Source organism: Paenibacillus sp. sgz302148 (assembly GCF_056120465.1).
This window is the reverse complement of sequence record NZ_JBVYOJ010000010.1, coordinates 1-14,014: the sequence shown is the minus strand read 5'-3', so window position 1 is coordinate 14,014 and position 14,014 is coordinate 1. Positions and strand designations below refer to the sequence as shown.

The following is a 14,014-nucleotide window of genomic DNA, read 5'->3' as shown; positions in this document are numbered from 1 at the left end:
TTATGCCTCCTTCCAAGTCCCCTGCAGCCCGGGATCGTGTCGAGTGCCGCAATATTGCTTCATGAAGCGGGCGAATCGCTTCGCTTCTTGCATACGCTCTTCCATCGTCACATACAACGAAGGCTCCTGAAACGCCCGGCGCCGAATGCGCAGCGCCTCCCGCACGATCGGATGCCAGCGCTCCGGCAGCACCTCCAGCGCGTAGTTTCCTGCCTTTTCCCTCGTTGCCCTTCCCGGGCAGTCCATCGTATACAATACCCGCGCCGCATTCAGCACCGCGTATTCAATCGTTTCCTCGTCGCCTTCCTGCAGCACAAGCTCAACCGCAGACATCGCTTGCCTGCTCCAATATCCGTTCCAATTCAACCTCGCCACCTCCGGTTACAATGTGACTCGCTTTTCCGTTAGGAGACGTAGGCGCCCCCCTGTACCCTATTCTAGCCTGTAAAATAGGAATAAAAAGAGTAACTTTGCGGCTAGGAATTTCATATTTTACGAGCGGCGCAGCTTCGTTTATCGGCACAAAAAAACTGCCGCAGGTTTCCCCACGGCAGAGTCGCTCTTCGTATATCGATACGCCGAACGATCCGATGAAATTCGGCCTACACGACGTTATTCAGCTCCAGCGGATCGTCTTCCGCCTTGTTAAATGCGGCACGGTCGAACTCTCCTTCCGATTTCGCCACGAGCAAGGAGGTCACCGTCGTGCCTGTTGCATTGACGGCGGTACGGCCCATATCGACGACGGCGTCGATCGCGAGCACGATGCCAAGCCCTTCGAGCGGCAGCCCCAGCGCGGTCAGGACGACGGTCGTCGAAATCGACGCAGGTCCGGGAACGCCGGCGACGCCGATCGACGAAATCATGCTGACGAGCACGATCAGCGCATAATCCGTGATGCCAAGCGGAACGTCATACACCCGCGCGACGAAAATCGCCACGACCGCCGGCCATACGCCGCCGCAGCCGTTCATGTTCATCGTTGCGCCGAGCGGAGCGATAAAGCTGGCGATCCGAGGCGAAACGCGAATTCGCTTCGTGATCACCTCCAGATTGACCGGAAGCGTAGCATAGCTGCTCCGTGTCGTGAAGGCAACGGCGATCGTCGGATACGCTTTTTTGAAGAAGCGCAGCGGATTCACCTGGGCCACGAGCGACACAAGCCCGCCGAACGTCAGCACGAAATGGATAATCAGCGCGACGTAGGTCGCCACGATGACCATGATGAGCGGAGACAACGTATCCGCTCCGTATTTGGCCGCCATCGAGCCGATGAGCGCATACACCCCGTACGGCGTAAGGCGAATGACGTATTTGACGACTTGGTACATAATTTTCGCCAGCGAATCGAACAGGTTTTTAATCGGCTGCACGATTTCCGGTTTTTTCGAGCCGACCTGCACGATCGCGACCGCGACGAAAATCGCGAAGACCAGCACCGGAACGACTTTGCCGCCGGCCATGTCGCCGATCGGGTTCACCGGCACCAAATCCAGAATAACCTGCGAGAATGTCGGAATTTCTCGTGCTTTGAAATCGGCCGGAACGTTCTGCGCGATGCCCGATCCCGGATCAAGCGCAAGCGCGACGAGCAGCCCGATTAACGCCGCGATCCCGGTCGTTGCGAGAAACCAGAGGATCGTTTTGACCCCGATTTTGCGTAAATGGCCGAGACTTGATATCGAAGCGATACTGTTGATAACGAGCACGACGACCAGCGGCATTACGAGCATTTTGACCAGATCGACGTAAATCGTGCCGATCGTTTTGACACTTGTCGCATCGAATTCGTAGGAATTGAACGCAATGCCTGCCACGAGCCCGAGTCCAAGCGCGATCAGTACGCGTAAACCGAAGCCGACGCGTTTTCTTGCCATGACATAGAGACCGGCGATAATGACGATCGAAACGAGCAGGCTGACCCAGTTCGATTCAATCGCTTTGATCAAGTTGTTCTCCAAGCTGACTCATCTCCCTTTTTGAACAGACTTCAATCGTAATCGTTTGCAATCCCTCCTCATAATCTCTATATTCACGCCGGAACAAAAGATGCAAGAAAAAAACCTAACGGCGACCGCAGTGAGGTTCGTTAGGTTAGCTCAGTTCAGAAGTTCCTTGCGTTTAATCCGCGAAAAATTCGGTGACTTCCGATCGTATTCGGCCATTCCACTTCTTCCCCTCCCTTGTAAAACATGAATGGAAGGTGTAAGTTTTTATCAAGGATTTTCATATTTAAATCGAAATCAGCGGAGGCGTAGCCTGTGAAGTTGGCTCAATATTATTTGCGGCTGCGTAACCATTACGTTCACCAAGCCGTGAAGGATGAAGTGCAAGTCACGTTGGACGAGCTGGCGGCGGTGCTGGATTGTACCCACCGCAACGTCGTCCTGCTTCTGCGCAGAATGGCGGACGAGGGGTGGCTCGCGTGGGAACCGAAGCGCGGCAGAGGCCACCGCTCGACGCTGCGGTTCCATCTGCGCAGCGAAGACATGGCGCTGCTGCTCGCCCGGACGCTCGTCGAGCGCAAGGACGTGCACGGCGCGCTGGAGCAGCTAAACGCCGCGTATGTGACCTCCGCCGCCAAGGCAGGCTTCAACGAATGGCTGTACGACTATTTCGGCTACAAGAGCGAGCTGCGCGACCGCAAAAAAATCGATACGCTGCGGTTCCCGCTCAGCCAGCAAGTCCATACGCTCGATCCCGCGTTTATCGACTTTACGAGCGAGTCGCATCTGGTCGGACAGCTGTTCGACAGCCTCGTGCGGATCGGCCCGCTGACGCAATCGGTTGAGCCTCACCTGGCGCACGCTTGGGAGGCCGACAGCGACGGGTGCGGCTGGACGCTATATTTGCGGAAAGGCGTCTTATTCCATCATGGCCGAGAGATGGAAGCCGGCGATGTCGTTTATTCGCTGAACCGTATCCGGCAAGCGCAGGTTCGTTCGTTATACCGCTGGGTGCATGAATCGATCGAAACGATCGAGGCGCTCGACCCTACGACCGTGTATGTGCGGCTGCGCCATCGCAACGAGCTGTTCCTGCCCTTTCTAGCCACGAACCGCGCCTCTATCGTCCCGGGGGACGTTTCGTCCGAATCGCCGGAACGGTTTGCCAAGCAGCCTGTCGGAACGGGGCCGTTCAAGCTGGTGCAGAACGACGGCACGGTCTGCGTGATGGAGGCTTTTCCGTATTATTTTCAAGGGCGGGCTCACCTGGATCGGGTCGAAATCTGGAACATTCCCGACCTGTACGACCGGACGAGCCTCGACAGCTTTCAAATTATGCATAATGTCCGGCTGCCGGAAGATCAGACGAAGGCATGGAGCCAGGTCAAGCAGCAGGGAACGACGTGCAAGTTCATTACCTTCAACCTGCTGAAGCAAGGCGTGCTGTCCGATCCCGCGGTCCGGCGGGCCGTCAACGCCGCGATCGACCGCGGCAAGCTCATTGCCGCGCTTGCCGGCGACGTCATTGCACCGGCTGAAGGTTTCGCCGGCAGCAGCGGTTCGGCGCAAGGCGAGACGACATCGGACGCGGACGGCAGCGTACCCATTCGGCCAAATACTGCACCTGCCCAGACCGGAACGTCGTACTCAGACAGCGCCACGAAGGCCGGCGTATCCGAGCCGCTTACACTGAAGCTGTGCACGATTCCCCAATACGAATCGGATGCGCGGCTCGTCCAATCGATCTGCCGGGAATCCGGCATCGACGTGGACATTACGCTTCTTCCGCTGCAGCAATTCAAGGGCGAGCAGCGGCTGGAGGCGGATCTGCTGCTGTTCGCGGTCATGCTCGACAACGATGCGGAGCTGCGCCTCATCGATCTGTACAAGAGCATGCAGCACCATCTGCATCCGGAGCTCGCGGCGCTGCTCGACCAAGGCATAGCGGGCCTATTGAAAGAGCCCTCCCGGTCTCGCCGTTGGGCGATGCTGGGAGAGCTCGAGCAAGTGCTGAAGGAACATGACGCGATTGTGTTCCTGTATCAAAAATATTTGAAAACGGCCTTCCACCCGTCGGTCAAAGGAATCTCGCTGGACTCCCTCGGCTGGGTCCAGTTCAAGGACATCTGGTTCGCCCGCTAAACCGCCTGCCCAACGATGGATCCAAGCTCCCTGGGGCCCATCGAAATGTTGATCGACGCCTCCACGGACAGCCTATTTCCTTCGAAACGGCACACGTGCGTTAGGCAAAACGGCGTTTCCACGAACAAAGCCGTGATGATGAAGGTGGAATCATCACGCCACGTGCCGCCAACCGCCGCGGGCATCGTGCTGCCCCACAAGCTCAACGGCTGCTCGTGCCAGCCATGAATGGCGCAGCGAACCTGAATACGATCGCCTCGAGAAGGTTTCACCTCAAGTGAAACGGCATCCGCTTCGAATCGAAACGTCATCTCCTCAATGCCCTGCTCGTTGCTTTCCATCGCATATCGCCGGCCATTGATTTCGGTTGCCAGGGGCGAGGTCGCGTTCAACTGCGGCCTCGCCCGCTTCAGTCCCTCAAGCCGTGCGGTCAAAGCCGCATGCGTCGGCGCATCCTCCGTCAGCGGCTCGCTTCCCATCGCCGGCAGCAAATGCTCCCAGATTAACTTGAAATAGCTGATGAGGAAATGCCTTGCTGCTCGGGGGTGCTGCGCGGAAGACCGTTTAGATGAGTCATGCGATTTCTCCTTTATGAACAGAGATTTGGAGGATGAATGCATAATAAGTATAAAACGCCGTAATAGACGATCTGAATCCTTGCAGCTATGACGTAGGAATATAGATTTCGGTCATGCCTTGAGGTTGAAGATGTTCCGCGAAAATTTCAAACCTCGGTTTTATAAAGTTCAAGTTGTATTTCGTTTGGATGGGAACCTTGCAAATTTGTCCCCAGAAGCTGCCGATGTATTTTTCTTCAAACCGGCAAACGGTATATTCATCCGCCGGAATGACAAAGCTGATCATCCCTTCAGGGATGGAACCGGGTTCGGTTACCGCGTGCCCGACAATCAAGCCGTTCGGAATGATGACCAGGTACTGATTCTCATTTTTCTTATTCGCTATCTCGTTTCTCCCGGACTCCAACTCCGCAAAAAGCCTGTTTTCATCCTGCGGGCCGTCTCCCTTCGCGCCTACGACTAGAACGGCTTCCCTTTTCTCATAGCGTACTTGCATAAACTCTTCAATATTTTTGTTTACAGCTTCATTCATTGGTCTCCCTCCTTAAGGAAAAAACAGAATATTTGTTCGTGTTAATCATAACATTATTTCTTACATCTGGAAATATTAAATATGTAATAATCCTTCAAATCGCAACGAAAAAAGGAGCCCTTGCGGACTCCTCTTCCATGTTTCTATACTTGCGATTACTTGCCGTTTGCCGCTCTCCACTCGTCATATTGCTTTTGAGCTTCGGCGATGACGTCTTGCAGGCCGGCGTCGTTGAATTTTTTGATCGCTTTCGGAATGAATTCCTTCGGATCGACCGTACCTGTCATGATCGAAGGATAGAATTCTTCTTTAACGTTGTTCAGGTTGCCGATTTGCGTAGCAACCGGCGTCGTGTCGAATTTGAAGCCAAGCGTCGGCGCATTCGTAGCCGAAGAGTTGAATTTCTGGAACTCTTCCCATTTGTTCGCCGGATCTTGCGGCGACAAGTAAGTCAGCATGATGTTGCCGAGCGAGAATGTAGGCATGTCATAGCGCTCTTTAGCTGCCGGCAAATCTTCTTTTACGTTTTCGCTTACTTTTTTATAGTGCGTTCCTTCGATACCGGAATCCACCATGTTGCGCACATATGGATCGGTGTTCAGCAGGTTCAGGAATTCCATCGCTTTCTTCTGGCGAGCTTCGTCGATTTGCGAGTTGATGCCGATCATGGAGCCTGTAACGGACCAGTTGAATACGATAGGCTCACGAATCGGTTTCGATACGATCGGGTAGCCCAAGCTTTCCGTCCACAGAATGTCGGCAAGCGGTTGCGTATCGGCTTTGTCGACGAACCATTTGCCCGTTTGCATCGTGTCGCCGTTTTGCAGCGTAGCGACGTCTTTAGGCAGATAGCCCGCTTTGTAGTAGCTATGAAGCGTTTCAAGATCTTTCAATACGTCGGCGTCTTCGAAAATATTAACGATTTTGTTGTCCGTCGAACCCAGCTTCACGCCGAACGGCAGTCCTTCTACGATGTAGTCGAAAGGAAACGCGAGGCTGAAGTTTTTGTCGGCGGAAATCGGCGCATAGCCTTCTTTTTCTTTAACCGCTTTGAGCAATGGCTCGAGGTCTTGAAGCGTCTTCACGTTGCTGAAATCAACGCCGGCCTTGTCGGCTACGTTTTTGTTGAAGCGCCATACCGGTTGGGCAGGAAGCTCTTTGTTCACAGGAACCGCGTAGTTGTGGCCGTTCACTTTGGAGCCTTCCAGGAATGCAGGGTCCAGAACTTTTTTGATGCCTTGGCCTTCTTCGTCAAGCATTTTGTCGAGCTCGGCGAATACGCCTTTGCGCGCGTTTTGCACGTAGTCGAACGCCCAGGAGCAAGTGAACGCGAGATCCCAAGGGTCGCCGGAAGCGGAAATCACTTGCATTTTTTGCGTGTAATCGCCCCAGTCGATTTGTTTCATTTTGATCGTGGCGTTGATTTTTTCTTTCGTATATTTGCTCAGTTCTTCCATGACCAGATCTGTATCTTTTTGCGGGGTTCCGATCGTGTACCACAGCAGTTCAATCGGTTCACCTTTGTCCTCGGTTTTCGCGTCGTCCTTGTCGGATCCTTGCGCGGTTTGATCTTTAGGAGCTTCATCTTTTTTGCTGCCGCACCCTGCCAAAACAAGGGACATGACGAGCATTGCGACAATCGTGATGAGCAAACTCTTTCTTTTCATCTCTGTTATCCTCCCTTTGTGCTTCTAAATTGTATTATTAAATGCAGGACGCCGCAACCATGCCGGCAAGCGCATGCGCCCCCATCAATAACCGAGCGGTGTTATTCCTTTACTGCGCCAATCGTCAAGCCTTGGATAAAATAACGCTGGAAGAACGGATACGCCAGCACAATCGGTCCCGTTGCCAGCACGACCATCGCCATGCGCGACGTTTCCTGCGGAAGCGACTTTAACAGCTCGAGGCTTTGCGCCGAACTAGCGAGCGCCGAGTTCGACGTAAGGAACTTCAGGCTGTTCTCGATCCGCATCAGCATCGACTGAAGCGGTACGATGTTCGGGCTGTCGATATAAAGCAAGGCGTTGAACCAGTCGTTCCAGTAGCCGAGTGTGCTGAACAACCCGATGGTGGCGATGCCCGGCAGCGAAATCGGCAGAACGATGCTGAAAAATACGCGGAACTCTCCGGCGCCGTCGATTTTCCCGGATTCGATAATGCCGTCCGGAATCATCGTTTGGAAAAACGTTCTCAGAATGAGAATGTAAAAGGCGTTGACGCACATCGGCAGGATCAAGGCCCAAATCGTATCCTTCAGGTGAAGCACCTGCGTCGTGACGATATATGTTGGCACAAGCCCGCCGTTGAACAGCATCGTGAAAAAAGCGATAAAGGAGAAAAATCTCCGGTATTTAAACGTCGGCCGAGAAATGGCATACGCATAAAACGCGATAACGACAAGGCTGATGATCGTCCCGACAACGGTGACGAAAATCGTTACGCCATACGAGCGAAGCAATTGGTCTCCCGCTTTGAGAATATAATCGTAAGCGGCAAAGCTCCACTTATCCGGGAAAATCTTATAGCCGTTTTCGGCCAGCGACTGTTCGTCGGTTAACGAAATAATAATGACGAACAAGAACGGAAAGACGCATAGGAACGCGAACCCTCCGGCGATCAAATGGCAAATCATATTCCAGAACGGAGACAGCTGATGGAAGTCCCGCCGCTTTCTGCGAACGGGTCGGCTTTGCGACGGCTGCCTTTCAACCGCGGTGATACTTGACATTGCTGCATTCCCCTTTCGTTAACGGCGATCCGTCAGAACAACGCGTTCTCTTTGTTGAATTTGCGTACGAGCCAGTTGGATATGATGACGAGCAAGAAGCCGATCGCCGACTGATATAAGCCTGCCGCTGCGGACATGCCGAGCTCGCCCGTTGTCTTCAAACCGCGATATACGAAGGTATCGATAACGTTCGTCACCGGGAACAGCGGTCCCGAGTTGCGCGGAACTTCGTAGAACAACCCGAAGTCTGCGTAGAAGATCCGCCCGATGGCAAGCAATGTCAACATAATGATGAGCGGCTTGATCATCGGAATCGTAATGCTGCGGATTTGCTGCCATTTGCTTGCGCCGTCGATCATCGCGGCCTCGTAATACGATTTGTCGATGCCGACGATAGCGGCCAAATAAACGACGCTGGAATAGCCAATTGATTTCCATAAACTCATGAACGTTAAAATATAAGGCCAATAGGTCGGATCATTGTACCAGAAGACCGGTTCGATGCCGAATACGCCGAGAATTTTGTTCAGCATCCCGAAATCGACGCTCAGGAAACTGAAGGAAAAAAATCCGACGATAACCCAGGATAAGAAATACGGCAAAAACATCCCTGTCTGGTACAGCTTCGCCAGCTTCTTGCTTGCCAGCTCGCTTAAGATAACGGCCATCATGACGGAAAATACCAGGCCAAGGCCGATAAACACGACGTTGTACAGGATCGTGTTGCGCGTAATGATGTAAGCGTCGTCAGTTTTGAACAAAAACTCGAAGTTTTTGAATCCAACCCATTTGCTGTGGATCAAATTGTTCAAGAAACCGCCGTGGCTGTTCCGGTATTGCTTGAAGGCGATAATCGCCCCGAACATCGGCAAATAAGCAAAAAAGAAAAACCAGACGGCACCTGGAAGCACCATCAGGAGCATCGGCACATTGCGTTTCAAGTCTTTCAAATATTCGACGACCGAATTCCGTTTTCGCATCGTTGTCATGCTTTCCCTCCTCGCTGATCTATTAATTACGATACCGGAAACGGCGCTCCGATCGAAAGTTAAAAAATTTTATATTTACGGTACAAATTAAAGAAATCGCTTTCACGAAAAATACACGGTTTTCGTTTATGTGTTATTCTAAGAGCACCCCACAAACTTAACCCCACAAAGTGGGGTTTGGCTTCGAGGCCGACTCAGGTACTTTGCGGGGACCCCGAAACCCAAAAAACAAAGTGGGGCTTGGCTTCAATATGCGGAAAGGAGCATCGACAGGTGAACATCGTCAACTTTTACAGAACCCACTTCCAGAAAAAGCTGTTCAACAAGCTGCTTCTCATCTACTCCGTCATTACGGTCGTTTCGCTTGCCGTGCTGTCGATCTTTATTTATAAATATTTTTCCGACACGCTCGTTAAGAAGGAGCTGGATTTTAATAAACAGGCTTTGGAAAGCGTTTCCGGATACTTGGACTCCAAGTATGTTGCCGCCCAACAAACGGTGAAGCAATTATACGAGGATAAAGCGGTCATGGATGACGTAAAATATTTTCTCGATAACGATTTGGACCAATATTTGCGTTACAGGCTCGACCGCTTCTCGAACAGCACCGGTTTTTCCATGCAGTCGCTGCCCAAATATTTCCGCAACCCGATGGATAATGACGGGGATATACGCGGCCTGAGCATCTATAGCTCCAAGCAAAAATTTGTCTATATGCTTCAGACGGGAGATTCGTTAAAATATTATCCGTCCAATAAAGTAATGACTTCCGCCGACGCCTTAGCTCTTGTGAAGCAGTATCGGAAGAACAAAGACGTCTACACGATCGTCAAAGAAATCAACGATACGGTCACGCTTCAGCCGCTAGGCGGCATCGTGATCGATTATGACGCCAAAGGCTTGGCCAAGGCGTTCCGCAATTACCAGAAAGATATGAAAGGTTACATCGTCGTCATGACGATGGACGGGAAAGTGGTGTACGATTCGTCGGAACGGTATGCGACCGGCAAGTTGTTTCCTTACTTCTCCAAGCTGGATATGACTTTATCGTCAAGCAATGTCGGAGAAGATTCGTTTATTAACATGAAAGCCAACGCATTCGGCTTTCTCATTGCAGGCATTGTTCCGAAATCGCAAATTTACGGCAATATTACCGGGCTGCGGAATACAATCATTTTGATAACGCTAATATGCGTAGCGGCAGCCATCGGGTTCACTTATATGACGATCATCAATTATTCGCGGCGGACGCAAGAAATCGTGCGGGCGATGAAGAAGCTGCAGGACGGCGACCTGTCGGTTCGCATCACGGTGGGCAAAGAAGACGAGCTGTTCGAAATTTCGACCCGCTTCAATCAGATGTGCGAAGATTTGTCGAGGCATATCGACCGCGTGTACAAATCGGAGATCAAGCAGAAGCAAGCGGAGCTCGTCGCCTTCCAAGCGCAGATCAAACCGCATTTCCTGTACAACACGCTGGAAGCGATCCGCATGCGGGCGATTTCGAAGGAAGCCCACGATGTCGGCGAAATGATTTATTTGCTCGGCACGCTCTTCAAGCATTCGGTCAAAAGCGATACGATCGTATCGCTCTCCGACGAAATCGAATATTCGCGGCTATATCTCGACCTGTTCCGTATCCGTTACAAGAACAAATTTTCCTATACGATCGATATCGACAGCGAATTGCTGCATTACAGCGTCATGAAATTATCCATTCAGCCGCTGATCGAGAACTATATCGTGCACGGCATACGGCTGCACCGGGACGACAATCATTTGGCGATCGACGCCCGATTGGGTCCGGAAGGCAAGACACTTATCGTGACGATGCGGGATAATGGCAAGGGCATCGATCCAGATAAACTGGCCGAAATTCGCGAGCGAATCGCGGATCCGCTGAATCACCCGTCTTCTTCCATCGGCATCACGAACGTGAACGAGCGGCTTAAAATTATTTTCGGCAACGACTATGGCTTGTTGATCGACAGCACGGTGAACGAAGGGACAACCGTAGAGATGATTTCACCGGCAATCAAAAGGGGGGATTCTTTTGTTTAACGTATTTATCGTAGACGACGAACCTTTTATTCTGGAGGGGCTTTCCTTTATTATTCCTTGGCATGAATACGGACTGGCGATTTCCGGCCAGGCTTCCGATGGACTGGAAGCGCTGGAGGCGATGAAGACGACGCCGGTCGACATCCTGATCACCGACATTACGATGCCGCGCATGAACGGACTGGAATTGATCCGCGAAGCGAAGCAGCTCAATCCGGAGCTGAAATGCATTATTTTGAGCGGCTATCATGAATTTGATTATATCAAGCAAGGGATGGCGCTCGGGATCGAAAACTATTTGCTCAAGCCGATCAACATCGAGGAGCTGCGGGCGACCGTTCAATCGACCGTGCAAAAAATTACGGCGACGTTCCGCAAAGAAATGTACAGCCGCAGCGATTTGGATATACTACGCGATAACATCTTATACCGATGGATGACCGATTCGATCGACTCGCGCGAACTGATGCACCGTTCCGAGCTGCTTGGCTTCCGGCTCGACCACGCTTATTATGCCGTCGCCGCCGTGAAGCTTGCCTTCGAAGCGCCGGAGCAGCGCGGTTTATCCCATTTGGAGCGGGATCGTCTCATTTCCAGAGCGTACCGGATTTGTCAGATGCAGTTGGAGAATCACGCCTTCAGCGAAACGTTCATCGACGGCGACGGCGATATTATGACCATTTTTGGCTTCCAGCATGCCCAGGAGGAACGGGTACGCATCCGCGAACGGCTGCAAAGCATCGGAAATGCCGTTCAAGAGAAGCTGGGCATCCACGCGGTCATTACGCTGGGCGATACGGAGTCCAAATACGCGGGTGCCGGCCGTAGCTACGATTCGGCGAAGCAGCTTCAAGAATATTATTTGATCCGTTCGGACGATACGATCATTGAACGCAATTTGCAGGGCAGCGCGGATATCGCAGAGCCATCTGCAGCCGACGCTGACGCCGCCGACGGGCACCATACTGCCGCTGCAGCCATCGATTTCGATACGTACGGGAAGCTGATGTTCGCCAAAGACAAGCCGGAGCTGTTCGCTTGGATCGATGCGTTCTTCCAGCAGTTGACGGCCAAAACCGCGCCGCCCGCACAAATCCAGAACAGCGCCGTCGAGCTGATCATTCATACGAAACAGCTGCTGAAGGACGTAAAAATGAGCAATGAGCTGGCGTCAGGCGATTACAAGGAGCTGTTCTCCACCCTGTTCCGCATCCAAACGATGGAGAAGCTCAAGAAGCATGTCAAATATATTGCGGGTGCCGCAGTCGATTGTCTCGTATCCGAGGACGACGAACTGAGTCCCGTCATCCGGCAAGTGTTAAAGCACATTAGCGCCCATTATGCCGATGAGCTTTCTTTGAAGACGCTGAGCCAGACGTTCAACATCAACCCCGTTTATTTGGGGCAGCTGTTCCAGAAGGAAACGAACGAGTCGTTCTCGGATTACGTCAACAAATTCCGGATCGAAACCGCGCGGAAGCTTCTCGTAAATACCCACTTGAAAACAAGCGATATCGGCAAAAAGGTCGGGTACGCGGATACGAGTTATTTTTATAAGCAATTCAAAAAGTATGCCGGCATCTCGCCGACCGAATTCCGCGGCCTGACGGCGGAAGCCGAGGTGCTGTAAAGTCACGTTCCCGGGAAGGAGCGGTTGCAATCGATGAGGGTACCCAAATTAATCCAAGCAGGCATCAACGAAAAAGACCGCCTTCGGCTCACGCCTCCCCAAACGCCGGGGATTATGAACACGGAGAAGGAAATCCGTTACGATCTTCCGTTTGACGTACGGCTCGGAAATCTGGCCTACATCGGCATCGTACGCCACGAGACCTGGTTTGTCGGCAATCATATTCATAGCCATTTCGAGCTGTGTTACGTCGAGGAGGGGCAAGGCTACTTCACGATCGAAGATGCCTATTACGAAGTGCGCGAAGGCGATCTCTTCCTGACCAAACCAGGAGAAATGCATCAAGGAGCCGCCAAGGGCGATTCGCCTTTCCGGTTATATTATCTCGGCTTCCAGCTGGAGCATTTGCGCAGCCTGGAGGTCGCTTATTACAACGTCGGCATGAACCGTGTGGAGAACGACCGGGAAGGCACCGTGAAGCGGATCAGCGACGCTATTTTCGGCGAGCTGCGAAGCAAGGCGCCTTTCAGCAAGCAGATGACCGAAGGACTGCTGATGCAGATGCTTGTTGCCGTGCTTCGCATCTACCAGGGCGGCGGCGACGGCCCCGGCATTGAACCGCCGAAGCGGCTCAGCTCCAGCTTGATTCAGCTGCTGAATCAGCTGCATGAGGATATACGGGCGAATCATGACGTCGAGGAGCTTGCCCGTTCGCTTCATATGAGCCGGTCGCATCTCGCCCGCGAGTTCAAGCGGCAGATGGGCGTGACGCTCGGCAGCTACATCCGCTCGTTATGCATCGACAAAGCGAAGCACAGCCTGCGGGAGAGCGACGACACCGTCTCGGCGATCGCCGATCGGCTGCGCTTCACGTCGATCCATACGTTCAGCATTTTCTTCAAGCGGCATGTCGGCATTTCGCCGCAGGAGTACCGCAACCAGTAGCGGGAGCGCGGGGCACTGCAATTTGCACAACACGCGCGGCGCTCAAGGCATTGCGGTCGTTTCATCGAGTTCAAACGCCACGTTCGAATGTCACGAGCGTCGCGTTTGAGCTTCTCGAGCGTCGTTCGAGCGTCGCGTTCGAGCGTCGTGTTCGAGCGTCGCGTTTGAGCTTACGAGCGTCGCGTTCACCGCCTTGTTTGACTATCTTGTTTGACTATCTTGCCCGATCATCGCTTTCGAGCACCCTCTTCCGACAAGAGCTGCAAAAGTGCAGTTATTTATGGCTATTTCACCGCATGGGAGCGAAATACCTGCAAATTTACATCTATTACCTGCCGGGTTGGCCAATAGCGGTCAAGTCCAATATTGTGTGTAAAATCCTCGTTTAGGATTACACAGGTACTTTTGGATTTTGGGTCTTTCGCCAATCGTAGTACTCTTTCATATCGAGATACTTCTT

Annotated in this window: 11 protein-coding genes; 4 read left to right on the top strand and 7 right to left on the bottom strand. The window is 52.5% G+C overall.

Going from position 1 to position 14,014, the window contains the following annotated elements:
* The gene (locus AC0LWM_RS15975; RefSeq protein WP_474675959.1) at positions 1-366 is read right to left on the bottom strand and encodes an aminoglycoside adenylyltransferase domain-containing protein; all 366 of its coding nucleotides are present in this window, start codon (positions 364-366) and stop codon (positions 1-3) included.
* 236 nt (positions 367-602) lie between these two features.
* Positions 603-1,961 carry a dicarboxylate/amino acid:cation symporter gene (locus AC0LWM_RS15970; RefSeq protein ID WP_474675958.1) on the bottom strand — a complete coding sequence of 453 codons (1,359 nt, stop codon included), beginning with the start codon at positions 1,959-1,961 and terminating at the stop codon, positions 603-605.
* 300 nt (positions 1,962-2,261) lie between these two features.
* On the opposite strand from AC0LWM_RS15970, the gene AC0LWM_RS15965 reads away from it, so the two are divergent.
* Entirely contained in the window at positions 2,262-4,088 is a 1,827-nt protein-coding gene (locus AC0LWM_RS15965) for an ABC transporter substrate-binding protein (RefSeq protein WP_474675957.1), read from the top strand.
* Here AC0LWM_RS15965 and AC0LWM_RS15960 read toward each other — a convergent pair.
* From AC0LWM_RS15960 to AC0LWM_RS15940, 5 genes are all read right to left on the bottom strand, one after another.
* Positions 4,085-4,579, bottom strand: a complete 495-nt coding sequence (locus AC0LWM_RS15960; RefSeq protein WP_474675956.1) for a hypothetical protein — start codon at positions 4,577-4,579, stop codon at positions 4,085-4,087. The two genes, AC0LWM_RS15965 and AC0LWM_RS15960, sit on opposite strands and share 4 nt — an antisense overlap.
* Positions 4,580-4,751: 172 nt before the next feature.
* A complete protein-coding gene (locus AC0LWM_RS15955; protein ID WP_474675955.1) occupies positions 4,752-5,198 on the bottom strand; it encodes a GyrI-like domain-containing protein in 447 nt (148 codons plus the stop codon).
* Positions 5,199-5,353: 155 nt separating this feature from the next.
* Positions 5,354-6,865, bottom strand: coding sequence for an ABC transporter substrate-binding protein (locus AC0LWM_RS15950; RefSeq protein ID WP_474675954.1), 1,512 nt, complete (start codon positions 6,863-6,865; stop codon positions 5,354-5,356).
* Between the two features lie 101 nt (positions 6,866-6,966).
* The gene (locus AC0LWM_RS15945) at positions 6,967-7,929 is read right to left on the bottom strand and encodes a carbohydrate ABC transporter permease (protein WP_474675953.1); all 963 of its coding nucleotides are present in this window, start codon (positions 7,927-7,929) and stop codon (positions 6,967-6,969) included.
* A gap of 32 nt (positions 7,930-7,961) precedes the next feature.
* Positions 7,962-8,918: an ABC transporter permease gene (locus AC0LWM_RS15940; protein WP_474675952.1), complete on the bottom strand. Its 957-nt coding sequence runs from the start codon at positions 8,916-8,918 to the stop codon at positions 7,962-7,964.
* 273 nt (positions 8,919-9,191) lie between these two features.
* Here AC0LWM_RS15940 and AC0LWM_RS15935 point away from each other — a divergent pair, with 273 nt between their 5' ends.
* Genes AC0LWM_RS15935 through AC0LWM_RS15925 form a run of 3 tightly spaced genes read left to right on the top strand, consistent with a single transcriptional unit; the run spans position 9,192 to position 13,554 of the window.
* Positions 9,192-10,979, top strand: a complete 1,788-nt coding sequence (locus AC0LWM_RS15935) for a sensor histidine kinase (RefSeq protein WP_474675951.1) — start codon at positions 9,192-9,194, stop codon at positions 10,977-10,979.
* Positions 10,972-12,609 carry a response regulator gene (locus AC0LWM_RS15930; RefSeq protein WP_474675950.1) on the top strand — a complete coding sequence of 546 codons (1,638 nt, stop codon included), beginning with the start codon at positions 10,972-10,974 and terminating at the stop codon, positions 12,607-12,609. Before AC0LWM_RS15935 ends, AC0LWM_RS15930 begins: the two co-directional genes overlap by 8 nt.
* 33 nt (positions 12,610-12,642) lie before the next feature.
* Positions 12,643-13,554 carry an AraC family ligand binding domain-containing protein gene (locus tag AC0LWM_RS15925; RefSeq protein WP_474675949.1) on the top strand — a complete coding sequence of 304 codons (912 nt, stop codon included), beginning with the start codon at positions 12,643-12,645 and terminating at the stop codon, positions 13,552-13,554.
* Positions 13,555-14,014 lie beyond the last annotated feature (460 nt).